19 protein-coding genes are annotated in these 24,716 nt (G+C 48.4%); 9 read left to right on the top strand and 10 right to left on the bottom strand.

Translation table 11 applies throughout. The features are described 5' to 3' along the window. Window positions 1–17: 17 nt before the first annotated feature. Entirely contained in the window at window positions 18–671 is a 654-nt protein-coding gene (locus MHN33_RS03300; protein WP_239395279.1) for a DUF6058 family natural product biosynthesis protein, read from the bottom strand. Window positions 672–824: 153 nt separating this feature from the next. On the opposite strand from MHN33_RS03300, the gene dapA reads away from it, so the two are divergent. Continuing rightward, window positions 825–1,739: a 4-hydroxy-tetrahydrodipicolinate synthase gene (dapA, locus tag MHN33_RS03295; protein WP_239395266.1), complete on the top strand. Its 915-nt coding sequence runs from the start codon at window positions 825–827 to the stop codon at window positions 1,737–1,739. Between the two features lie 75 nt (window positions 1,740–1,814). Continuing rightward, entirely contained in the window at window positions 1,815–3,113 is a 1,299-nt protein-coding gene (locus tag MHN33_RS03290; RefSeq protein ID WP_239395255.1) for a DEAD/DEAH box helicase, read from the top strand. Window positions 3,114–3,155: 42 nt separating this feature from the next. On the opposite strand, the gene MHN33_RS03285 is transcribed toward MHN33_RS03290, so the two are convergent. The 3 genes from MHN33_RS03285 to MHN33_RS03275 all read right to left on the bottom strand — a co-directional run bounded on the left by MHN33_RS03285 (window position 3,156) and on the right by MHN33_RS03275 (window position 5,941). Further along, window positions 3,156–3,791 carry a glutathione S-transferase family protein gene (locus tag MHN33_RS03285; RefSeq protein WP_239395253.1) on the bottom strand — a complete coding sequence of 212 codons (636 nt, stop codon included), beginning with the start codon at window positions 3,789–3,791 and terminating at the stop codon, window positions 3,156–3,158. 143 nt (window positions 3,792–3,934) lie between these two features. Next, window positions 3,935–5,536: an AbgT family transporter gene (locus tag MHN33_RS03280; RefSeq protein WP_239395251.1), complete on the bottom strand. Its 1,602-nt coding sequence runs from the start codon at window positions 5,534–5,536 to the stop codon at window positions 3,935–3,937. A 132-nt stretch (window positions 5,537–5,668) separates the two neighbouring features. Beyond that, window positions 5,669–5,941, bottom strand: coding sequence for a DUF3081 domain-containing protein (locus MHN33_RS03275; protein WP_125718221.1), 273 nt, complete (start codon window positions 5,939–5,941; stop codon window positions 5,669–5,671). Window positions 5,942–6,140: 199 nt separating this feature from the next. On the opposite strand from MHN33_RS03275, the gene MHN33_RS03270 reads away from it, so the two are divergent. Then, on the top strand, window positions 6,141–7,028 hold the full coding sequence (locus MHN33_RS03270; RefSeq protein WP_343224802.1) for a ribonuclease Z: 888 nt from the start codon (window positions 6,141–6,143) through the stop codon (window positions 7,026–7,028). On the opposite strand, the gene MHN33_RS03265 is transcribed toward MHN33_RS03270, so the two are convergent. The 5 genes from MHN33_RS03265 to MHN33_RS03245 form a co-directional block, all read right to left on the bottom strand. Next, a complete protein-coding gene (locus tag MHN33_RS03265) occupies window positions 7,014–8,312 on the bottom strand; it encodes a DUF2252 family protein (protein ID WP_239395247.1) in 1,299 nt (432 codons plus the stop codon). The two genes, MHN33_RS03270 and MHN33_RS03265, sit on opposite strands and share 15 nt — an antisense overlap. Continuing rightward, window positions 8,312–9,145 (bottom strand): polyphosphate kinase, encoded by an 834-nt coding sequence (locus tag MHN33_RS03260; protein WP_239395245.1) that lies wholly within the window; start codon window positions 9,143–9,145, stop codon window positions 8,312–8,314. The genes MHN33_RS03265 and MHN33_RS03260 overlap by 1 nt, the downstream gene beginning before the upstream one ends. A 270-nt stretch (window positions 9,146–9,415) precedes the next feature. Beyond that, window positions 9,416–10,219, bottom strand: a complete 804-nt coding sequence (locus MHN33_RS03255; RefSeq protein WP_239395243.1) for a DUF1338 domain-containing protein — start codon at window positions 10,217–10,219, stop codon at window positions 9,416–9,418. Window positions 10,220–10,347: 128 nt separating this feature from the next. Continuing rightward, window positions 10,348–11,382 carry an arginine N-succinyltransferase gene (astA, locus tag MHN33_RS03250; protein ID WP_239395241.1) on the bottom strand — a complete coding sequence of 345 codons (1,035 nt, stop codon included), beginning with the start codon at window positions 11,380–11,382 and terminating at the stop codon, window positions 10,348–10,350. 33 nt (window positions 11,383–11,415) lie between these two features. Beyond that, entirely contained in the window at window positions 11,416–12,621 is a 1,206-nt protein-coding gene (locus MHN33_RS03245) for an aspartate aminotransferase family protein (protein ID WP_239395239.1), read from the bottom strand. A 176-nt stretch (window positions 12,622–12,797) separates the two neighbouring features. On the opposite strand from MHN33_RS03245, the gene MHN33_RS03240 reads away from it, so the two are divergent. Next, window positions 12,798–13,226: an Lrp/AsnC family transcriptional regulator gene (locus MHN33_RS03240; protein WP_046005267.1), complete on the top strand. Its 429-nt coding sequence runs from the start codon at window positions 12,798–12,800 to the stop codon at window positions 13,224–13,226. A 17-nt stretch (window positions 13,227–13,243) separates the two neighbouring features. On the opposite strand, the gene MHN33_RS03235 is transcribed toward MHN33_RS03240, so the two are convergent. Continuing rightward, window positions 13,244–15,160: an EAL domain-containing protein gene (locus tag MHN33_RS03235; RefSeq protein WP_239395237.1), complete on the bottom strand. Its 1,917-nt coding sequence runs from the start codon at window positions 15,158–15,160 to the stop codon at window positions 13,244–13,246. A gap of 465 nt (window positions 15,161–15,625) precedes the next feature. Between MHN33_RS03235 and MHN33_RS03230 the strand changes: the two genes are divergently transcribed. Genes MHN33_RS03230 through MHN33_RS03210 form a run of 5 tightly spaced genes read left to right on the top strand, consistent with a single transcriptional unit; the run spans window position 15,626 to window position 24,716 of the window. After that, complete coding sequence (locus MHN33_RS03230) at window positions 15,626–15,928, top strand: isoamylase early set domain-containing protein (RefSeq protein ID WP_239395235.1); 303 nt, start codon at window positions 15,626–15,628, stop codon at window positions 15,926–15,928. Between the two features lie 5 nt (window positions 15,929–15,933). Beyond that, complete coding sequence (malQ, locus tag MHN33_RS03225) at window positions 15,934–17,916, top strand: 4-alpha-glucanotransferase (RefSeq protein ID WP_239395233.1); 1,983 nt, start codon at window positions 15,934–15,936, stop codon at window positions 17,914–17,916. Then, window positions 17,913–20,141: a 1,4-alpha-glucan branching protein GlgB gene (gene glgB / locus MHN33_RS03220; RefSeq protein WP_239395231.1), complete on the top strand. Its 2,229-nt coding sequence runs from the start codon at window positions 17,913–17,915 to the stop codon at window positions 20,139–20,141. Before malQ ends, glgB begins: the two co-directional genes overlap by 4 nt. Beyond that, window positions 20,141–22,240: a glycogen debranching protein GlgX gene (gene glgX / locus MHN33_RS03215; RefSeq protein WP_239395221.1), complete on the top strand. Its 2,100-nt coding sequence runs from the start codon at window positions 20,141–20,143 to the stop codon at window positions 22,238–22,240. The genes glgB and glgX overlap by 1 nt, the downstream gene beginning before the upstream one ends. Next, a complete protein-coding gene (locus MHN33_RS03210) occupies window positions 22,233–24,716 on the top strand; it encodes a glycogen/starch/alpha-glucan phosphorylase (RefSeq protein WP_239395219.1) in 2,484 nt (827 codons plus the stop codon). Before glgX ends, MHN33_RS03210 begins: the two co-directional genes overlap by 8 nt.

The raw sequence follows: 24,716 nt of genomic DNA, 5'->3' as shown, positions 1-24,716 counted from the left end.
TTCAGACCTCCCGACAATCAGCGAATAGATAAGTCGTACTTAGCTATCAGGCTCTCAATGTATTTGAAACGTATGGACATGGGTTTTTCGTGTTCCATATGGTGGCTGAGTGCACGATTTAGGAGTTTGAGTGCGCCAAGCAACTCAGCTCTGCGTTCCGCCGGGATATGGCTGGCTGTGCGCTCTTCAGTCAATGCATCAACCAGTGCCCGGCCCAAGTCTATGTACACCACTTCTTCAATCAGCCCGTTTTGACTGATTACACCGTATTTGCTGCACAGGAACTGCTGCCAGCTCTGCTGTATATGTTCTGGTAAATCTTCGTTAAAGCGGTCGTCCTGACTTATCAGGCCCTGCTGCGCGCACTTGCTGAGTACTTGAACGTACTTTTGCTGAAATAACTCATAAGCATGTGTTGATTGCTCAACCTGATGCTTCAGGAGTAGCTGTCCCCATAGTTCAGCGCCTCTTGGGTAATAATCTGTATGCTCAACACATTCATAGAGGCCCAGGTAAGAACTGCACTTGATCTGGTTTTCCAGGCTATAACTGGCATTAGGGAAAATACACATCTCCTGCCAATGCATAAGTTGATCAGGCGTAACGCCAAGTGCGCTACATAGTTCATCAGCGCTGAAAAAGTGTGTACTGAGATGGTGTGTCAGACGCATAAATTTAATGACTGGTTATATATACAGTGTTTTTATTCTGGCCGAAACACTTCGGATAGGCAAGCTGTTTTAGAAATTTTCTACTTGCCCCTCGGATCTGGCATTTATTTGTGTTAAAACTTAGCGCCAAACAATGAATCAATCGATATCTGTATGCGCAACATAGAAAAGATAAAAAAAGCCAGTTTAATTACGGCTATCAAAACACCTTATGATTTAAACGGCAATATTGACCTTGGCGGTTTTGACGCGCTTGTTGAGGCACAAATTGCGGCGGGCGTTGATGGGATTGTCGTCGGTGGTACGACGGGTGAAGGCCAGCTAATGAACTGGGAAGAGCATCTGATGCTCATTGCCCACAGTGTTAATCGGTTTTCCGACAAGCTGGTGATCATCGGCAACACGGGCAGTAATAACACCCGTGAAGCAGTGAAGGCAACGGAGTACGGTTTTGCCTCCGGAATGGATGCCGCACTGCAGATCAACCCATATTATGGCCGCACTTCAGAAGCGGGACTGACAGAGCACTTTACACGCGTCCTTGATATCGGCCCTGCGTTTATTTATAACGTGCCTGGGCGGACGGGCCAGGATCTGACCCCGGAAATCATCGAACCTTTGGCGGGGCATGCTAATTTTGTCGGCATGAAAGAGTGTGCAGGACATGAGCGAATCGCCTATTATGAGCAAAAAGGCATAGCCTGTTGGTCTGGTAATGATGATCAGGCCCATGACAGCCGTCACTTACATCGGTCTCACGGTGTTATCTCGGTCACTTCAAACCTGGTTCCGCAGCTGTTTCGTGCACTGATGGACAGTCCAAATGAGTCACTGAATGTGCAGTTACAGCCGTTGATGAATTGGTTGTTTTGCGAGCCAAACCCAATTGCAATTAACACAGCACTGGCCATGACAGGCGCTGCATTACCAGTGTTTCGTCTGCCATACGTACCACTGAATGATTCCCAGCAAAGAGCTGGCGTTGAGTTGATCAATCAGCTTAATGCCGAAACCGTGGTTGGTGGCGTTGCCGATGTGATTAATCCTGCTGATGTAAAGCTATATTAACCACATGCAGGTGACACCGGGTAATTAAATAGCGTATAATCTGCGGCCCTTCATTATTGGTCGCAGGTTTTTGCAATGAATTTTAAGTCTTTCAGTTTTCCCGATGCCTTACTACAGTCGCTAGATGAATTAAATTTCCATACCCTGACACCGATACAGCAGGCGGCTATCCCCGTCGTAAGGCGCGGTCATGACGTATTAGCAACTGCGCAAACCGGAACCGGTAAAACAGCGGCGTTTGCGCTGCCAGTGATCCACCGTTTGCTGGAGGGAGCATCACTGAAGTCGCCGCGCGCACTGATCCTTGCGCCAACCAGAGAGCTGGCAGAGCAAATAGCCAATAATTGTCAGGCGTTTTGCCAATATACTCCACTGACCGTGCAAGCTGTGTTTGGTGGGGTGAACGTTGAAGGGCAGACACAGCGCCTGGCTCAGGGCGTTGATATTCTGGTTGCCACACCTGGTCGTCTGTTAGATTTGATCCGCCTGGGTGTTGTGAGCCTGGCACAGGTAAAGTACCTGGTGTTGGATGAGGCAGACCGCATGCTGGATATGGGCTTTGTTGCAGATATGCAAAAGGTCATAGATATGGTCAGTGAAGAAAGACAGTTGTTGTTATTCTCAGCAACCTTTCCAACCGCAGTTAAGCAATTTGCCAAGCAAGTACTTCACGAACCTAAACTGGTGCAGGCTACCAAAGAGAATACTACCGCAGAAACGGTACGGCATGTTGTATACCCGGTTGAACAAAAGCGTAAACAGGAGCTGCTGTCTGAACTCATAGGCAAGAAAAACTGGTTGCAGGTACTGGTTTTCGTCAATATGAAAGACGATGCGGATCAGCTGGTCAAAGAGCTGGAGCTGGATGGTATTAGCGCCACTGTGTGTCACGGCGATAAAAGCCAGGGGGCGCGTCGTCGTGCGCTGCGAGAGTTTAAGGAAGGCAAAGTACGGGTGCTAGTTGCCACCGAGGTTGCGGCACGGGGAATCGACATCGACGGGCTTCCTCGAGTCATTAATTACGATTTACCGTATCTTGCTGAGGACTATGTTCACCGCATCGGTCGAACTGGCCGGGCTGGTAATTCGGGTCAGGCAATTTCTTTTGTGGCACGAGAAGAAGAGCAGACCTTGATCCACATCGAAACCCTGATTGGTCAAAAGATAAAGCGTTACTATCTGCCGGGTTATGAGGTTGCCAACCGCGAGAACCTGATAGAAAACCTTGCCAAAAAACCGTCTCACCAGCGTCGTAAAGCGCGTACGAATCGTCCGAGTAATCAGGCAAGTGGTGAGGCGCGGGCTAAAAACCGTGCCAAAATCAGTAATGTTCGTCAGAGACTGAAAGGCGCTCAACTGAAACTACAGAAGTAATCAAATCTCTCAGGTCTGGTTAAAGCAACCAGACCTGAATCATCACCGATACATCCCTAATTCAGTCCCTTCCTTCTTACACACTGCTTCAATAGCGGGATGCCTTGAGATACCACTTAAGTAACGCCCAAGGTGCTCAAACTGCAGCGGGGGTTTAGCAAGCTCGTCAGCCCAGATACACAGCATAAACAAATAGCAGTCACAGACTGTAAACTGCTCGCCAACCATATAGGTTTTGTCTGCCAGATGTCTGTCGAGCAGGGTCAGCATTTCTTGTACGCGCGATTGCTGTGTTCTGACAATGTCGTCGTACATGAGTGCGCTTTGTGTGTGGCGCTCCGGGTAGAAATAGATCATCAACTCGGCCTGAACCGTGGTCGTCAGATACATCAGCCACTGGTAGAACTCTGCTTTTTGTTTTGGCTCAGCTGGGATTAAATGGCCCTCGGGATGTTTTTCACACAAGTAAAGGCAAATTGCAGCACTTTCGAACAGAACAAATTCGTCATCAACTAAGGTTGGGATCCGTCCTGTGGGGTTGAGTTGTAGATATTGTGCTGAACGTTGCACATTTTTTTTTCTGTCGACCAGCTCCAGCTGGTATGGGACCTGAAGGGCTTCGAGAACAAAATGAGGCGCTAAACTCGCGTTGCGTGGATAGTAGAACAGTGTATACATGGTTAGCCTTAAATAGTTTATGTCGTAGGTTTAAACTCCTTTTCGGCGATTCCTATAGGACTGTAGGACAGCATCAACCATTAAACAAATGGAACCTTGCATATTCGCCAAAAAAAATGCCAGCTTGCGCTGGCATAATCTGATTAGGGTTGATAATAAATCGGGGAGTTTGGCCCGACTGGTAAGCCGAAACCGAATACCCAGATATAGAACAGAGCCACCCAGCCGACAAAGAAACACATGCTGTAAGGCAGCATAGTTGCGACCAGAGTGCCGATCCCCATATCTTTTTTATACTTGGTAGCCACAGCTAAAATCAAACCAAAATAACTCATCATGGGTGTGATCAAGTTAGTTACTGAGTCACCAATTCGATATGCGGCCTGAATGGTTTCTGGTGCATAGCCAACTAACATGAGCATAGGCACGAAGATAGGTGCAGTCACCGCCCATTGCGCAGAGGATGAACCCAGGCTTAGGTTCACGACGGCACACATTAAAATAAACAGGACGAAGACTTCCGGGCCTGTCAGGTTCAACGCTTGCAACATAGCCGCGCCGTTAATCGCCAGGATAGTACCTAAATTTGTCCACTTAAAGAAAGCAACGAACTGAGCTGCAAAGAACACCAGCACTATGTACATGCCCATTGAACTCATACTCTTACTCATGGCGTCGATAACATCACGGTCGTTACGCATAGTGCCTACTACGCGTCCATAGACAAAACCGGGAATCGCGAATGTCACAAAGATGAATACGACGATGCCTTTGAGAAAAGGAGAGCCGGCGACGGCGCCTGTTTCAGGGTGACGCAGTATGCCGTTTTCAGGCACTATGGTTAATGCCAGCAGGGCCGATACAACCAGTAAAGCAACACCGGCCCATTTCAGGCCAGACTTTTCTTTGTCTGTCAGGTGCTCAATGTTGTTACTGGACAGGTCAACACTGGCTTCGTCCGGGTTGTATTTACCAAGGCGAGGCTCAACAATGGCTTCTGTTACCCAGGTACCTACGATGGCAATCAGGAATACAGAGATCATCATGAAGTACCAGTTTGCTTCAGGGCCGACCTGGTAGGTTGGATCAATCATCTGGGCTGCTGGAGTGGTGATACCGGCAAGCAGGGGGTCTATGGTGCCAAGCAACAGGTTTGCACTGTAACCACCGGACACCCCAGCAAACGCTGCAGCGAGCCCCGCGAGTGGGTGACGCCCCAGGCTATGGAAAATCATGGCTGCGAGTGGGATCAACACAACATAACCGAGCTCAGAAGCTGTATTAGATAGAATGGCAGCGAATACGACCATAAAAGTAACTAACCGCTTAGACGCGCCCATGACCATGCCGCGCATAGCCGCTGAGAGCATGCCAGAGTGTTCCGCTACACTCACACCCAGTAGCGCAACTAGCACGGTCCCCAGTGGCGCGAAGCCTGTAAAGTTAGTAACGAGACCAGTGACGATACGCTGCAGACCTTCTGCACTCATCAGGCTGACGACCTCGATCACACCGTCTGGCGCTCTGCCTTTTGCACCCTCTGGGCGCGGGTCTATGGCACTGAGCCCCATCCAGTCTGCAATACCACTGAAAATAACAATGGCGATACAAAACATGGCAAACAGGGTGATAGGGTGGGGCAGCATGTTGCCCAGAAACTCAACCGTTGCTAGAAAGCGGTTAAACAGGCCGCCTTGCTTTTGCTGGTTGGATTGATCAGCTGACGTCTCTACAGCATTCGACATAGCAAATTTCTCGATTATAAAAAATGCCGTTACTCTACCACCAATTGCGCATTTGTTTTATAGCTACGCGTTAATTTTGAAAGAATCTGAGACAAAATGAGTAAAACACCTACTTGTACCCAGGAACACAGGTTACTCTTTAGCCTCATTAGCCATTTGATAGATAAAATTAAGCTTGTTAATAAAGTCCTCTTTGTTCTTTTCGTGCTGGTAATCCAGGTGGTAGGTATTGTGAAAACCAAACCTGAGCAACAGGGCACTGCCCTCAAGGTAGATAGTGTAACCGTCTGGATCAGAGTAGGCCCGGATCCCTTCGAATAATTTTCCATTTTCGTCGGCTTCACCATGTTGCTGAATATATTCATAAACGGCGAGGATCTGGCGACTATCGATATCATTTTTCATGGTATGCTCCTGTTTCTGGACTGAGGTGCAACTTCCTATAAACGGCTTGTAAATCAGTCCGCTTAGCACAAATCAACCGGACTAGTTCCACTGTAACTTAAGCCGTGGCAGGATCAATGGCTAAAACCGTATTTTTGGAGTTGTTTTGCAAATACATTTTTTAGGGACCTCTTCAGGTTGTCCCAGTCTGAGCAGAAATATGTCTGCAACCGGGGTTAGTTTTGAAAAAACCAAATCCTGGTTGCTGGTGGATTGCGGCGAAGCCACTCAGCATCAGCTGCTTAAATCTGGTTTGTCTCCTTATCACCTGAGTGTGATTTGTATCACTCATTTACATGGTGATCATTGTTATGGTCTGCCAGGTTTGCTGGCGTCAATGGCTATGTCTGGCCGAACTGACCCTGTTTATTTGATTGCGCCACAGGCAGTGGTTCAGTTTGTTATGTCAACGCTGGGACTGACTCAGGTCACCCTGTCTTTTGACTTACATACGATGGCAATTGAGCTAAGTGATCAGTTCGCTTCTTTTGAATTTTGCCATATCGAGATCATCCCTTTGAAGCACCGGGTGCCCAGCTTTGGATTCAAAATCACCGAAGCGCAGATCCCACGCAAGCTGAGAATTAAACAATTGCACATGGAGGGTATAGCAAGCGGGCCGCATTACAATTTGCTGCAAAAAGGGCAGGATGTGATTTACCAGGGGCAGCAACTTACAGCCAAGACGTATACATTCCCCAGCTGGCGACCCAGAATTGTGATTATTTGCGGGGACAATGAAAAACCCTCGCTGTTGTCGTCATACTGCGACGATATAGATATGCTGGTGCACGAGGCGACATTTACTCACCCAGATCTGATGCGTGTCGGCATCCATACTGGCCACAGCGACGCCAAGCGGGTTGCACAGTTTGCCCAGCAATATCAGATCCCAGCACTCATACTGACCCACTTTAGTGTGCGTTATCATGGTGAGGGCATGATTGATGCATTAGCGCTTGAAGCCAGTACACATTTTCACGGGAGTTTGCGCCTGGCTTACGATTCTTTGGTTTTAACAGTGCCTAAACAACTACTTTCTGAGTGAGCAGAAAAGCTCCCAGTCTTGTTCGACCAGGCTGGCATAATCATTTGCTGTGTCAATCAGCTCATCTCTGGCCCCCGGCAAGACATCTGTAACGACCTGTTGAAACATCAACGAGCGACGGTCGCCACGCATGTGCGCATAAGCCAGTGCAATAGCACAGGCCTCAGCATATTGACATAAGCCATCCCGCTGGGCAGCGCGCTTGCCAAGCACAATGTGCTCCGGGTCAATGCCAACGCGTGCGTGATGACGAGATCGCACCAGCCAGTGTGTACCTTGCCATAATGCATCATCTAAGACCAGATCGGGTCGGCGCTGCATTTTGCGCTGGCAATTAACGGTCAGGTGCGCATGGTTAAGGCGGTTGGTTGGGCTCAGGTCAGTGTAATAATGTAATGGTGCGGCCAGTTGCTGTTGTTTGACTTCGACTATGTGATACAGCTCGGCAGAAGAGCAAAATTTAGGACCAACCAGCAGGTAATAACGTTTCAGGTTGTTGGACCCTGTCCCGGCATCCAGGCGTTCAATGCAGTCGATGATCTCATCATCGACATAAGGGCGGAAATACTCGATCAGCGCATTGCTCAGATCTTCATGCAAACGAGAAAACTTTTCATCATGGTCTTTAAACTTAAGCGGTGTATTGTTCAGCTCTACTTCTTTTGCGAGGCTACTTTTAAGATTAAAGGCCGCGCCTCCGACCAGGCGTTGTAAGCCTTTTTGCCAGCGTTTATGTAAAATATGTTCCTGGCTAAATTGGGTCAGGGCGCTTTGATTATTGTTCTCACCGCGTAAAGACGCTCCGCAGGTGGCCACATAACTGTCGATGAAAGTGCGCTGTGCCCGAAGAACTTGTGCCATGTCAGCCAGCGGTTTTTGTCGAAGCTTCATATCTTCGCTGTTGCTTTGTAACAAGGCACCTTCTTGCTGCGCCAGAGGCAGACTGTTCAGAAAACGCAGTAAATCCCATACAGCATGGCCAACGCAGGCATCATCAAAGTCGTTAGGTGAAAAAACCAATGTGCCGCCGTGTGAGCCTTCCTCGCTCAGAAAACCAAAGTTACTGGCATGGCAATCACCCAGCACATTAGTCAGAGGTAGTTCAAATAACGTCGTTGGCAAATCAATAACACGATGCGTTAAATCCCGGTACATCAAGGGAGCACTGCCACGGAAAAAGCGAAATGCGCTGGAGGCCATCTTGGTGTGCTTGGCTAAAGCCATGCTCGGGTATGTACCATCATGGTGGTCGAAATACTGACCAAGTACGTCTGCTCTTTCCATTAGTCCTTCCTCTTGTGTTTAATACCTAAGTGCTCTTTTGCCAATCTGACCACGTTTGTGTCCACCGGTGGGGGAGTCGTGTCTACTCCGTCGCTGAGTGTTCTTACCAGGGTCTTGAGTACCTCTACCCGGGTATACCACTTATGCTCTCCAAGAACCAGGTTCCAGGGAGCTTGCTGGGTATCGGTCCGGGCAAACATGTCGTCAATGGCTTGTTCATAATCGTCACGTCTGTTGCGGTTGCGGATATCTTCTTCTGTGAGTTTCCAGCGCTTGTAAGGGTTGTTGAGACGCTCCTCGAAGCGTTTAAGTTGTTCCTCAGCACTGATATGCAAAAACAATTTCACCACTTTCACGTTGTCATCATGCAGCAGGCGTTCAAATTCGTTGATTTCCTGATAAGCCCGTTGCCATTCACTTTGTGCTGCGAATTTTTCAACGCGTTCAACCAGAACGCGGCCATAGTAGGAGCGGTCAAAAATCGTAAGGGTGCCTGCCTTTGGTAGTTTATTGTAAAAACGATAGAGATAATGCCTGCCTTGTTCTTCATCTTTTGGTGCGCTGATGGGAAAAACCTGGTAACCCCTCGGGTCCAGCCGTTCAGTGATACGGCGAATAGCACCCCCTTTGCCGGCCGCATCCCAACCTTCAAAGACGATCAGCGCACGGCGCCCCTGGTGATAGTAGGCTTGCTGCACGTGCAGCAACTCGTTTTGCCAGTACTTCAGCGCCCGCCGATAGGCTTTTTTGTCATCCAGTGCCGGATGCTCAAGCGGTGCTTTGACCGTGATCTGACGGTTTAATAATACACTAAGCTTAGGTTCAATATTCACAGCTCTACCTCGTTGGCAGTGATCACTGTCATGGTCGCGCTTTTTGCCAGCTTGATATCTCTACGCTAGCTCAGAACAATGACAGTTTTGTTAAGACTGTTTTGTGACAGTTGAAAACTTAACCGTCATTGCTTTTCAAAACAACCAGAATGTTGCCACATACTGACAGAGTTTTTGCTTTACAAGGTTGATCTCGCCATAGAATCGATTCAATCAGGCAATAAAAAAGCAGCCGGATGGCTGCTTTGACAAGTTACTGTGATAGCGCGATTAGCGCGCGTTAGTACTTTCGAAAATTTTGTCGGCAGATGCCGCAACAAATCCCGTGTAGATTTCGCCATCTGGCTTGTTATAGCGCAGCGCAAACTCGTAGAAACAGCTTGGAATGCTGAACTCGCCATCGCTGAATGCCACAGCCTGATGGTCAGCGAGTGTTGATGATTGCTCAAGCAACACTTCCGGTGAGCCTTTGATTTCACCACCAGAAGCGTTCAGTTCAAATCCAGCGTCTTTCAGTGTCTGGTTAACGGCTTCGATGGTTTCAAAGTTACCCAGGTGGTTGATGCTCACTGTGAAGTGGTTAGCACGGTAGCCCCATGCTGCCATCCAGGCTGCGTATTCAGACTCGGCCAGCAATTGCTTGTAGGTTTCGTGGCTGACTTGCCAGTGCGTACCTGAGTACAGGAAGTTTTCCGCAGTAACGGCGCTCTCGTCAATTTGCTCAACCAGCTCGTTAACGATGGCTTGCAGTTCAGGTGAGCATTTTTCTACCAACAGCTCAGAAATAAACACTTTTGGTTTGGTTGGATCACTGTGCTCAAAGTGCTTGGCATAGAGTTTTTTGGCTTCGAAGTGGTATTCACCGCACTCTGTATAGCCAACCGCTTTGAAATGCGCTGCCAGTTTTTCCAGGCCAATTTTTTCGTGATTAAAGGTGCGCAGTGCAATATGATCGTTGATCACATCATCCTGTTGCGTAGAACCAAGTAGTTCGTGGACTTTAACAGCTGAAGGAGTAACTTCCAGGTAGTTACTCCATAGTTTTTCAAATAAGCTATCTACATTGTTGTGCATAATGACAATCCTTAAAATGGCGGCCCAGCCGCGTTAAATGTTACGACTAAGCACGACGCAAACTTTTAATTCGATTTTTACCTACCGCTTAAGCGTTGTTGCTCTAAGCGCCAGAGTTAATGTGTTTGTTACAGGACGAACCCGCTAATCTCGTCGCCTTCAGATACTTGCAGTGCCGAGGCGATGTCTGCCGTCACTTTGAAAGCGGCGGTTTTACCACACCAGTTAACCTGAGTGTCAAAGGTGGCTCTGAAATTCGCTAAACCACAGTTAGAGACGGACCAGGTTTGCGCTTCGGTCAGGTTTAATTCTTCGGGCTTGACGATGCGCACAGCGCCACGCTTGGTTTCACGGACCGTTTTGATATTCTGCAGTCTCGACTCAACAGTCGGGCCTGCATCAAACAAGTCCACATAACCACGGTGTTCAAACCCTTCTTTTTGCAACAGGCGCAGCGCAGGCTTGGTTTTTTCATGCACCTGGCCTATCACGGCTTGCGCTTTTTTGCTCAGTAAGTTGGCGTAAATTGGGTATTTAGGCATCAGCTCACTGATAAATACCTTATCGCCCAGGCCAACCAGGTGATCGGCCTGAGGAAACTCAATACTGAAAAAATGTTCCTGCAACCACTGCCAGAAAGGGGAGTGTCCGTCTTCGTCACTCACGCCGCGCATCTCCGCGATAACTGTTTCGCTAAAGCGATCTGCGTGCAGCGCCATAAAGTTAAAGCGCGAACGCGACAGGAAGCGGCCTGCCAGTCCCTTGCGGAAGGGTTCTCTGAGAAACAAGGTACAGATCTCGGATGCGCCGGTGTAGTCATTACACATGCTCAGAATGTCGACCGTATTGTATACATTCAGGGTGCGAGAATGGTGTACCGTTTTGCCCAGATGATAGTGGTATAAAGGGGTCTGCATGCCAACCGCGGCTTCAATCGCGGTGGTGCCTAAAATTTCGCCGCTGTCGCTGTCTTCCAGCACAAATAAATAGCCTTCATCTTTTGGCTGCGCAACGGCTTTTGCAAAACTTTGCTCTGAGCGTGCAATTTTACTGCTCAGCAAGTCGTCATCTACCGGCAATGAGGTAAACCCATGGCCCGATTCGATGGCGATGGTTTTGAGCGCCGCAAAGTCTTTTTCTGAAATGGGTCTGAGTACTTGCATAGTTTAAACAGGGCGCTTGCGCGCCCCTCACGATTAACCGTTAACTACGTCTGCTACAGCCAGCTCAAAGCGAGCCAGACCTGCCTGGATATCTTCATCAGGAATAACCAGAGAAGGTGTAAAGCGAACAACATTGGTACCTGCAACCAGGGCCATCAGGCCATGTTTACCACTTGCTACCAGGAAGTCACGAGCGCGACCGTTAAATTGTTCGTTTAACACGGCGCCCAGCAGTAACCCTTTACCACGTACTTCACTAAATACGTTGTACTTTTCGTTAATGGCAGCCAGTCCGTCGCGGAACAATTGCTCTTTGCGCTTTACATCAGCCAGTAATTGCGCATCGTTAACAGTATCAAATGCAGCTTCGGCTACAGCACACGCCAGCGGGTTACCGCCGTAAGTAGAGCCATGAGTACCAATTTTAAGGTGCTTAGCAATCTCTTTGGTTGTCAGCATTGCACCAATCGGGAAACCACCACCCAGCGCTTTTGCGGTCGTCAGGATATCCGGAGTCACATTCAGGCCCTGGTAGGCATACAGTTCGCCAGTACGACCAACACCTGTTTGTACTTCGTCAAAGATCAGTAATGCGTTGTGTTTGTCACACAGCTCGCGCACGCCCTGAATAAATTCGCTTGTTGGAGGAATGATACCGCCTTCGCCCTGAAGAGGCTCCATCATCACTGCACAGGTCTTGTCGGAGATAAGTTTGGCGAAGGCTTCAAGATCGTTGTAATCAACGTGTGTTACGTCCTGAGGCTTAGGACCGAAACCATCTGAGTATGCTGCCTGACCACCTACGGTCACAGTGAAAAAGGTTCGGCCGTGGAAGCCTTTGTTGAAGGCAATGATCTGGGTCTTTTCTTCTGAGTAGTTATCAATAGCCCAGCGTCGTGCCAGTTTCAGTGCCGCTTCGTTTGCTTCTGCGCCTGAGTTTGCAAAGTAAACTTGTTCGCCAAAGGTCGCATCGGTGAGTTTCTTTGCCAGGCGAAGGGCCGGCTCATTGGTCATTACGTTAGACAGGTGCCAGATTTTCTCACCTTGCTCTTTCAGCGCGTTAACCAGGGCTGGGTGACAATGACCCAGACAGTTTACGGCAATACCGCCAGCGAAGTCGATGTACTCGTCGCCTTTTTGGTCCCAAACACGTGAGCCCTTGCCTTTAACCGGGATCACTTCAGACGGATTGTAGTTTGGTACCATTACCTCATTAAACAACTCGCGATTCACTTGCATGACGACTTCCTCTTTAAAATCTTTACAACTTAGGGACCGTTCCGGCTATTGATTGCAATAGACGATGTCGCTTTCCCCGCTTTTTGTCATTATTACGCGTTGCGTTGTCAATTTGCAGTGCAAAAATAAATAAAATGATTAAAATAACAGTCAAAATGACGATTTAAGTTTTCACAATGATCCATTCACAAGACGAACGTTTACTTTCTGAGCTTAGGAAAAATGCCCGTGCCAGCATCTCTGAACTGGCCAGAACCCTGGATATGTCCAGAACGACGGTCCAAAGTCGATTGCAAAAACTCGAACAAAATGGTGTGATCCAGGGGTACAGTGTTGAGTTGGGCAGGCAGTATCAGGAATCTCAGGTTGCAGCGCATGTTTCTATCAAGGTCCGGCAGAAGCTGACCGCACAAACCAATAATGCACTGAAGCAGATCAACAACATTTCGGCTTTGTATGCTATTAGTGGCGAATACGACATGATTGCAGAAGTAGAGGCACAAAGCCTTGAACAGCTCAGTCAGCTGCTTGATGATATCGGCAATCTGGAAGGGGTTGAGCGGACCACTTCCTCGGTGATTTTAGAAACCAAGTTCAAACGCTGACAGTTGTCGGTGTTCAGTTAACTGGAGGACTCAGGTAACCAAACGCTGGTGCCGGTGGATGCGATATGGTTCATATTGCTTTTCAGCACTTTGTTGCCAACCCGGCTGGAGGTTTCCGGACGACTCACCAGATACCCCTGCACACACCGTATTCCCATCTGTTTAACTAACTCAAACTGGTCGACCTGCTCAACCCCTTCAGCAACAATTTTGAGGTCGAGTTGTGCGCCCAGCTCGCTGATGGAGTTGAGGATTTTGTAGTATTTGGGGTTGTCTTTGGCCTGAGAGATAAACAGTTTGTCGATTTTAATCACATCGATTGGCAAGTCGGCCAGGGTGCTGAGCGAGCTAAACCCGGTGCCAAAATCGTCAATGGCGATGGTGACGCCAGCAGAGCGGCAACGCTCAAGCTGTGCAATGATTTCATCACTGGCGGTGATAAGCGTTGATTCCGTGATCTCCAGCATCAGTGACGTTGGCGGTAAGCCGGTTTTTTCTAAGGCAGCCATTACCCAGTCAAAAATTGCGCGGTGCTTGAGTTGGATCCCGGATACATTCACCGAGATGCGCACTCGCTTCATACCTGCGTTGTGCCAGGCGGACATTTGCCGACAAGACTCGAGCAAGATCCAGTCCCCCAGGTCCAGGATCAGGTTCGACTCTTCCGCAATGGGAATAAACTCAGACGGGGGGATCAGGCCCTCAATCGGGTGGTGCCAGCGTGCCAGTGCTTCAAAATAGTCAATAGAGCAGTCTTCAACATGTACTATGGGCTGAAATGATAAATGGAAGTTTTGTGAGGCAATGGCCAGACGTAGTTCTTCTAACAGGTAATGATAGCGCCTGATTTTATTGCCCATTTCAGGCGAGTAAACCCGAAAGATCCCACGACCATCCGTTTTGGCGCGATACATAGCAACGTCTGACATTTGTAACAACGCATTGGGCGTTGCGGCGCTGTCGGGATAAACGGCAATACCTATACTGGCACTGATCTTTACCAGCTTATTACCCAGCACAAAGTCACGCTCAATCTCGCCAAGTATGGTCTGAGCCACTTCGGTACAAAACCCAGTATCTTTCAGGTCGGGAATGAAAATGGAAAACTCGTCACCGCCAAGTCGCGAGAGGTTTTGATCAAGCCCGTGTACGGCATGCAATGCCTGCAATTGATACTGGCGGACAACCTGGCATAAACGTTCTGCAACCTGGATCAGTATCTCATCGCCAAAGCTATGTCCAAATGAATCGTTTACTTGCTTAAAACCATCAAGGTCAATAAAAAGCAGGCCGCACTTGCTTTGCTGTTGTTCAGCCATAGCCAGCTCATTGCTGATGTGCTCTATATAGGCATGACGGTCTATCAGTTTCGTGAGCTTATCCTGAAAGACATGGCTATCGGTGTTGATCTTAATGCGCTGAATGTTGCTCGCTATGGCGTGCACTGCATGGCTGATCTGGGCAACGGAGCCACCAATCGGCAATGCTTTGTAATCAATTTCCAGACCGCTAATAATATCTTTGAGGTCCCGGTCAATATCTGTCAGCGCTTTTGCACGGGTGTGTTGTTGCCTTAACTCACGCAGTCGGGTCAGTGTCAGTATTAGCATCACCATCACCAGTAACAACAAGACTGGTGAAGAAAACACGCGAGTCATTACGTGTTCTACGGAGGCTGAGGTGGCTTCAGTTTGGCTGCGCTGTAGCAGTACATGGGTTTCTTCGTCAACCTGCAAAAAGCGCTGGTCTGCCAGCAAGAAAGCATACCAGGGGATATATTCTGACTGGGCGCTGATGGGTTGCTTGTGTAATGGTATGATGGTACGACCAGTTTGTAGGTCAACCACATGTTTTGTAAACAGCAAGCTAACAACAATGCTAATCACGACAAAACAGACAATACAGGTTGCTATATTTTTAAAAACACTTTGCATGATTGAGCGTATCCACCTACCTAAAGAAAATCGTCCCTGCCAGGAGCAGTAAGTATACTATAAATAAGCCCTAAGTATGACATGTTTTACACCTAATTCAGGGTGCTATCAATCGCAGCTCAGTGCCTCAAGGTATTCTAATTTATTAATATCGCTTTGCTGTGTTTAAGATCAAGTATCAATTAAATTCACTTTACACGAGAATAGTTCTCACCTAACTTTTTAACAAGTTTTGGCGCGCTTATTGCCCGTATACTAATATACAGTCAGCTGCGCCAGCTTTCTAAGTGAAAATCACCACATTAGTGCAAGGCTGGACTGTCATTGCACTGTAATGAAGCGTACACACTGTACGTAGACAATGAGCAATTATGCTTTGAAGTTTCACAGCAACCGTTAGTCTAGCTGTAACGGGCACGGCACTGTGGCAAAGATAAACAACCTAGCGGTTTTTTGGAGCCCACAATGTTAACTAAGCGTTTTTTCAAAACAAAAAACGAAGCAGAAGTCACGTTTGAAATCACTCATCCTGAAGCGATCAAAGTTGAGCTAGTCGCAGAGTTCAACGATTGGCAACCTTTAACGATGAAGTTTAATAAAAGGGACAAACGATTCAAGCTTAAGCATCGCTTACCGACGGGGCATGAATATCATTTCAGGTATTTAATTGATGGGGCGCACTGGGATAACGATGATCAGGCCGATGGCTATGTGCCTAATGGTTTTGGTACGCAAAATAGCGTCGTAGACACCCATAAGCAGGCCTGATAATAATGCAAGGGCTGGAACAGTTGTTCTACTTGCATGGCATAGGCTTTGACTATACCAAATATAATGGTGAGCACGTCTATTTTGACCATGCGACGCGGGTCGATGCATTGCGTTGTTGTGGCATTGATACAGACGATGGCTCCCAGATTGCCGAGCTAAATTTTTTACTGGATGTTAAACCCTGGCTTGAGGTTGTCGATGAGGTCGTACTTGCCGAGGCTGAAACCGGGGGTTTTTCGTTAAAAGTGCCGCAAACCGCTCGTCATTCGTCGGTGGTAATTCAAATACCAGACCTCGCTTTGAGCACCAGCTTTGCGCTATCTCAGGCCGAAGTGTGTGGTGATTATCATTACAATGGACAGATTTATCTGGACCTGAAAGTCAGCGTAGGGGAGCTACCTGCTGGGTATTTTAACGCCCAAATCGAAGGGGTGTTTGGCACTAAAACGACTGAACTATGGTCGGTACCTAAACGTTGTTATGCCATAGAGCAAGACGATGTTAAGCGCACAGGCTTATCACTCCAGCTTTATACATTACGCAGCGAGCGCAACGCAGGTGTGGGGGACTTTCGCGATCTACATCAGGTGATCTCCAGCGCCGCAATCTCGCATTGCGACTTCATTTTGCTTAATCCTTTGCACTTACTGTTTGAATCAGAGCCGGAACGCGCGAGCCCTTACAGTCCGTCACACCGTTGTCTGATTAATCCTTTATATATTGCATTAGATTGGGCAATCGACACATTACGCGAAGACTTTCAACTGAACATAGATGAAGCACTTGGCTCTGTACAAAACGAGTGTGCTCAAAACTACATTGATTACAGTGCGGTTGCGAAAGCGAAATATGCTGCATTAACGGGTTTGTTTGATAAATGCGAAGGTGTTCCGGCTGTGCGCCAGGCTCTGAGCGAGTTCAAGCACGACAAGGAGCAAACTCTGAGCCACAGTGAACTCACTGAGCGTGAGTGGTTTATGCAGTGGCTTGCGCATCAACAGCTTCGAGCCTGTCAGTTACATGCCAGAAACGCCGGTATGGCTATTGGTCTGATCAACGACCTGGCCGTTGGCTGCGCACAAGAAGGCGATGAGTTTACTCAAAATGAATCCTTGTTTGCGAACGGCGCAAACATTGGTGCACCACCAGACCCATGGGCCGAATCCGGTCAGAATTGGGGGCTGCCAGCGCTGAACCCGATTAAAATCAAACAGCACAACTACGCGTATTTTCGCTCTCTGGTGCGCAGCAACATGGCGTCATTTGGTGCGCTGCGCATTGATCATGTAATGGCAATACGGCGCTTATGGTGGTGTTTTGAGTCGCAGGGCAAGCAGGACGGGTGCTATATCTATTATCCCTTTGAGCACTTGCTGGCGATTTTAAAGATTGAATCTCACCTGAACCGGGCTATGGTAATAGGTGAAGATCTAGGCATAGTACCACCGGAAGTCTCTGCTGCTATGAATGACGCCAACCTCTACGGCAATATTTTGATGTATTTTGCCAAAGATCAGCAGGGTCATTTTAAACCGGTCGAGCAATATCGTCCTGATACGTTACTGATGGTTGCCAACCATGATGTGGCACCGTTTAGCGCCTGGTGGTGCCAAACTGACATTAGTCTCAAACAAGATTACCAGCTTTGCAGTGAACAAGAAGCGGCAGAGATGATAAGGGATAGGGAAGAGGATAAGGCCAGGTTGCTAACATGGCTGGGGCTGGATGGTACACATAATGGGCAGCAGCTCAATGACGCACACCATATCTATACTGCCATTGTTAAAAAACTTGCGGCCAGTCCGAGTAAATTGCTGGCTATCCAATTGGATGACCTGGAGCAACAACAACTGCCTGTCAATATTCCTGGCACTGACCGTGAATATCCCAACTGGCGTCGGCGTCTGGCAATCCCGGCCGAGCAAACTTTAGAGCAAAACAATCAGTTAATGACAGAGATAAAAAGGATCAGAGAGCAGGCATGAATTCAGCAAGTAAATCGCCCATAATTACCCACGACTACGCGGCACAAATTTCGGCCCTGGATACAGGATGTTTTCGTGATCCTTTCTCTTTTCTTGGTTTACATCGCACTGAACAGGGCTCCATTATCCGGGTGTACATGCCTGGCGCACAGGCGTTATCTGTTAATGTTGCACAGCAAACTACAGCCATGCAACGTATTGGTGAGTCGGCCTTGTTTGTGCTCGAATTCAACAGCCATATCGCTTCGGGTTATCATCTGATCATTGAATTTCCCGATAGTGTTATCACCACCCGCGACGCCTATGACTTTAGCAGTGCGCTGGACGAGTCTGCCATGTACTTGTTCAATGAAGGGTCGCTTGAGCATGGTTATCACCATTTTGGCGCACGGTCGCTGACTCACCAGGGTTGCCACGGCACGCAGTTTTGCGTCTGGGCACCGAATGCGCGCAGTGTCTCCGTGATTGGGGAATTTAATCATTGGCAATCATGTCAGCATTTTATGCGCTTTCATCCTGCCAGCGGTGTGTGGGACTTATTTGTGCCGCACCTGACAGCCGAACAAGGTTACAAGTACGCCATTGTTGGCGTGGATGGAGAGGTGACTGAACGAGCCGACCCTTTTGCGGTTAAAATGCAGCAAGCCCCCGGTACCGCCAGTGTGATTCAGCCAGCTCAGCAGAGCATGCCGCTGAGTGATGCCGAGCAGACACGGCGTCGCCGGCGCAATGCGATTGATGCGCCCATTGCCATTTATGAGGTGCATTTGGGCTCGTGGAAACGTCGGGAAAAAGAGGATAATCGCTACCTGACTTATCGCGAGCTGGCTGATGATTTATTACCTTATGTTAAAGCACTGGGTTTTACTCATGTACAGCTTATGCCAATTAGCGAATATCCTTTTGATGGCTCATGGGGATATCAGCCTGTGGGGCTTTTTGCGCCGACCAGCCGTTTCGGCTCTGTGGATGATTTTCGCTACTTTGTCGCCCAATGTGCTGTATTAGATTTGGGTATCCTGATTGACTGGGTGCCAGGGCACTTCCCGTCAGATCCCCATGGCTTACATCGTTTTGACGGTACACATCTGTATGAACATGCGGACAGTCGTCAGGGGTATCACCCCGACTGGAACACTTATATCTACAATTATGAGCGCCCGGAAGTAAAAAGTTACCTGCTCTCCAATGCAAACTACTGGCTTGAAGTGTTTAAACTGGATGGGTTAAGGGTCGATGCGGTTGCCTCTATGCTGTATCTGGATTACTCGCGTAATGATGGTGAGTGGATCCCGAACCTGTTTGGCGGCAGAGAAAACCTTGGCGCGATAGACTGCATCAGAGCAGTCAATTCCCGCAGCTATGGTCGGCATCCTCACATTATGATGGTTGCTGAGGAATCTACCGCCTGGCCAGGGGTGACTCAAGCGGTGGACCACAATGGTTTGGGATTTGGCTACAAATGGAACATGGGGTGGATGAATGACAGTCTGAGTTACATGCAAAGAGATCCCATTCACAGAAAATACCATCATCATGAAATGACCTTTTCTATGGCCTATGCTTACTCAGAAAATTATATTTTGCCACTGAGTCACGACGAAGTTGTGCATGGCAAAGGGGCATTACTGAGTAAAATGCCAGGCGACGACTGGCAACAGTTTGCAAACCTGCGTGCTTACTATGGTTTTATGTATGCGCACCCTGGCAAAAAATTACTGTTTATGGGCAGTGAACTGGCGCCACGCACGGAGTGGGATCATAACCGTGGACTGGATTGGAGTTTACTGGAGTCGCCCGCACATCAGGGGGTTTATCAGACAATTAAGTCGCTTAATCACCTGTACTGCAATACACCCGCTCTGCATGAGCTGGATAATTCTCCGTGTGGGTTTCAATGGATAGACTGCCACAACGGCGAGCAGTCAGTATTGAGTTTTGCACGTTTTGGCAAATCCAGTACTGACTTGATGGTGGTCGTGAGTCATTTTACCCCGCAGGTCCTGCATTGCTATCGTATCGGGGTGCCCCGTGGCGGCATTTATCGAGTGGTGTTTAACTCCGACGACACCAGCTTGTACGGCAGTGGCACAACACCAGTTGCACATCAACAGCAAATGATACAGAGCAAAGCTATCGCCAGCCATGGCTTTGAGCACAGTATCGAAATCACCATAGGGCCATTGAGCACTGTCTATTTGCAATACATGAGTGCAGACGCCTGATGTTAACGTCACACCGGGGTCAACCTTCACCTCTGGGTAGCTCACTGCACGATCAGGGAGTCAACTTTGCTGTCTATGCCCCAGGGGCAACTGAGGTGCAGCTGTGTTTGTTCGATCAAAGTGGTCATAGTGAAATAGCCAGGATCACTATGTATCGCCATGAAGGTGGGCTGTGGTCTGTGTTTGTCTCGCCATTGTGCGCAGGAGCATTGTACGGCTTTCGCGCTGCAGGCCGGTATGCACCCGAAAAGGGGATGTTATTCAACCACCACAAGTTGCTGTTAGACCCCTATTGCAAAGATTTTCATGGGGAGTTTACCTGGAGTGAACGGCATTTTTGCCATTTACCAGTAGGAATACTCAATCAAAGTGATAATGCTGTCGATATGCCCAAATCTTGCGTTACGGGTATTGAGCCATATGAAGGAGCCAGGCCGGCTATTCCCTGGTCAAAAACCCTGATTTATGAGTGTCATGTTCGCGGTGCGACGAAACACTGCGAGTTTGTACCAAAGCCTCTGCGTGGCAAGTTTTTGGGTCTGAGCCACAGCAACTTCATTGCACACCTGGCCAGTTTGGGTGTGACGACAATAGAGTTACTGCCTTGTCATGCCTTTATTTCAGAGCAATTTTTAACAACCAAGGGGTTAAAAAACTACTGGGGCTATAACTCGTTAAGCTTTTTTGTACCTCACAAAGACTTTCTGGTAGACGGGGATATTTGCGAGTTTCAGCAAATGGTTCGGGAGTTTCATCGCGCGGGCATAGAGGTGATCCTGGACGTCGTGTACAACCATACTGCAGAAGGGGGGCTGGATGGACCAACCCTGTCGCTCAAAGGGCTTAACAATACTGGCTACTATCGTATGGTGGGTGAGCAAGCCCATTATATTAATGACACCGGATGCGGTAACACCCTCAATATTGATGACCCCTATACTCTGAAACTGGTGATGGACAGTCTAAGGTACTGGGTCGAATTTATGGGCGTTGATGGTTTCAGGTTTGACCTGGCAACCATACTGGCCCGTACTGAGCGTGGCTTTAGTCCGCAACACAGTTTCTTGCAGGCAGTAGCGCAAGATCCCGTGCTTAGCAAGGTTAAGTTAATTGCCGAGCCCTGGGATGTTGGTCCCGGTGGCTATCAGTTGGGTGGCTTTCCATCTCCCTGGCGAGAGTGGAACGACAAGTACCGGGATACGGTAAGACGTTTTTGGCGTGGTGACGCAGGTACCTTGTCAGAGCTCGCGAAGCGTGTCCATGGTTCTCATGAATTATTTGAACACAATCAACGCGGGCCACTCAATTCAGTTAATTTTATCACCAGCCATGATGGCTTTACGCTTGCTGATTGGGTTAGCTATGAGCAAAAACACAATTTTGCCAATGGTGAAGACAACCGCGATGGCCATAGCGAAAACATTTCATTCAATTGCGGCGTAGAAGGTCAAACCGAGCATGAGCATATACAGGCATTAAGGCATCAAATTCAAAAAAGTGCGCTCATTACATTAATGATGTCTAAAGGGGTACCTATGCTCGCGGCCGGTACGGAAATAGCTCACTCGCAACAGGGCAATAACAATGCTTATTGTCAGGATAATGACATTAATTGGTTGAGCTGGCCTCAGAGTATCACTGAGCGTTGCAGTCAAAACCGAAGTTCAAAAGGAAACCGGAGCAGTGATGAAGTCTGCGACTTATGTGACTTGATTGCGCGGCTCCAGGGAATACGCTGCCAGTATGCGATATTTCATCACCCGTTTTATATTCACACCCAGGATGAGCGGTTCAATATCAGCTGGTTCAACAAAGACGCGTGCCCGATGGCGGAGGGAGATTGGCACGACAGCCACAATAAGACGCTGATCTATATGTTAACAGACACGCTGAGAAAGCAAAATTTGCTGGTGATATTGCATGCCGGCAGCGACGATGTGGCGGTGAAATTACCCGCAGTTTCGGGTGTTGTCTGGAAGCTAATGCTCAGCTCTGTGCACCCCACAGAAACCATTGAAAAGGGGCATCAGACCCAATCCCTGAGTGCACACAGTGCCTGGGTATATCAATCTCATAACGAGGATCTCAATAATGACTAAGAAAACGTCAAATGTATGTGTCGTAAAGCATTGGCAGGAAGCACCAAAACTGGATGAAAGCACGCTGGCTGATGATTTGATGCGACACTTTTACTATACCCTGGGGCGTGACAAAGTTGGAGATTCTAAACATTATTTGTTTCAGGCACTGGCGTTGACCGTCAGGGACCGGCTGGTGGCAAGATGCAGGGCGACAAACCAATACCTGGCCGACAATCAATGTAAACGTGCAGCCTATTTGTCATTGGAGTTCTTAATGGGCAGAGCGCTGGGTAATGCGGTGCTCAGTCTGGATTTAGAAAAGCAAACCCGTGAAGCACTCAAAGAATATTGTACTGAATTTGAATACGTTGAACAGGCTGAACATGATGCGGGCCTGGGTAATGGTGGTTTGGGTCGTCTGGCAGCCTGCTTTTTGGATAGCTGTGCGACACTGGCATTGCCCGTCATTGGCTATGGGATCCGCTATGAATACGGGATGTTCAATCAGTCACTGGATCAGGGCTTTCAGGTCGAACACCCTGACAACTGGCTGCGTGAGGGCCACCCCTGGGAAATGCCGGCACCGGAGCAGGCCAGGGTGATCAAGTTTTTTGGTCATGTTGAGCCCCATCAGGACAGACAAGGCCGCACTCATCGCGTATGGGTGAATACGCAGGATGTACTGGCGGTACCCTATGATGTGCCCATTCCCGGATACCGAAATGGTGTCGTGAATACATTAAGGTTATGGAAATCCGAGGCGACGGATGAGTTTAATTTGAAGGAATTCAATGCCGGAAGTTATTCCGAAGCCGTTGCAAAGAAAAATCTGGCCGAGCAGATCACTATGGTGCTATACCCGAATGACAGCAGTGAAAACGGCAAAGAGTTAAGACTCAGGCAGCAGTATTTTTTGTCCAGTGCCAGTTTGCAGGACATACTACATCAATGGGTGGAACAACACGGTACAGACTTCAGCGAATTTGCTGATCTGCATGTTTTTCAGCTTAATGATACGCACCCGAGCATTGCGGTAGCGGAACTGATGAGGCTGCTGGTTGACGAGTATGAGCTTGAGTGGGAACTGGCCTGGTCGATCACCACATCAACTATGGCGTATACCAACCATACCTTGTTGCCAGAAGCGCTGGAAAAATGGTCGGTGTCTTTATTTGCTCGTCTGCTACCGAGATTATTAGAAGTTATTTACGAAATTAATGCGCGCTTTTTGTCTGAAGTCGCACTGATGTGGCCCGGTGATATGGAAAAGCAACGTGCACTGTCCCTCATCGAAGAAGGCGATCACCCACAGATCCGTATGGCCTACCTGGCGATAGTAGGGAGTTTCTCGGTTAATGGCGTGGCAGCGCTGCACACTGAGCTACTTAAATCGGGGTTGTTTCATGACTTTTATCAGCTCTGGCCTGCTAAATTTAACAACAAAACTAATGGTGTTACCCCCAGACGCTGGCTTGCCTATTGTAACCCATCTCTGGCAAAGCTCATTACCAGCAAAATTGGCGAACAGTGGCAAGCAGATTATGCCGAAATCAAATCGCTGCGCCGTTATTACGATGACAGAGCTTTCCAGAGTCAATGGCAAGCGGTCAAGCAGGGCAATAAAGAAAAACTCGCGAAACTGGTACAGGCACGCTGCGGCGTTGAGTTCGACGCCAGTATGATGTTTGATGTGCAGGTTAAGCGCATCCACGAATACAAACGTCAGTTGCTCAACATCCTGCATGTGATCTCATTGTACGACCGTATTCGCCGTGGTGAGACCCACGGCATGGTGCCACGCTGCGTATTGTTTGGCGGCAAGGCAGCCCCTGGCTATGCGATGGCCAAGCTGGTGATCAAACTTATCAATAATGTGGCCAATGTGGTCAATAAAGATGCTCAGGCCAGGCCGCTTTTGAGAGTTGCGTTTTTCCCTAATTATAATGTCACCGCTATGGAAACCATTTGTGCCGCGACTGATCTGTCTCAACAAATCTCGACGGCAGGCAAAGAAGCTTCGGGCACGGGTAACATGAAGTTCATGATGAACGGCGCGCTGACCATAGGTACGCTGGATGGTGCCAATATCGAGATTAGGGAGCAGGTGGGAGCAGATAACTTTTTCCTGTTTGGTGCCACCGCACAACAAGCCGATGAAGTACGTCAGCATTATGATCCCAATGCCATTATCCAATCCAGCCAGGCACTGAGTAATACCATGGCGTTACTGGAAAGTGGCCACTTTAACTTATTTGAACCCGGAATATTCAACGACATCATCGCCGCTATTCGTAGCCCTCACGATCCCTGGTTGGTTGCACACGACTTTGACAGCTATCTCGAAGCGCAACAACGTGCCGCAGAAACCTATCAGGATCAGTCGCAGTGGTTACGTATGAGCATACTTAACACGGCCGCTAGTGGCAGTTTTTCTAGCGATCGCACTATTCAACAATATTGTGACGATATTTGGCGCTTAACCCCAATGCAGTAG

Origin of the sequence: Pseudoalteromonas sp. OOF1S-7, assembly GCF_022347765.1 — a bacterium.
Lineage (GTDB): Bacteria > Pseudomonadota > Gammaproteobacteria > Enterobacterales > Alteromonadaceae > Pseudoalteromonas.
The sequence above is the reverse complement of the archived record's forward strand: the minus strand, read 5'-3'. Positions and strand labels throughout refer to the sequence as shown.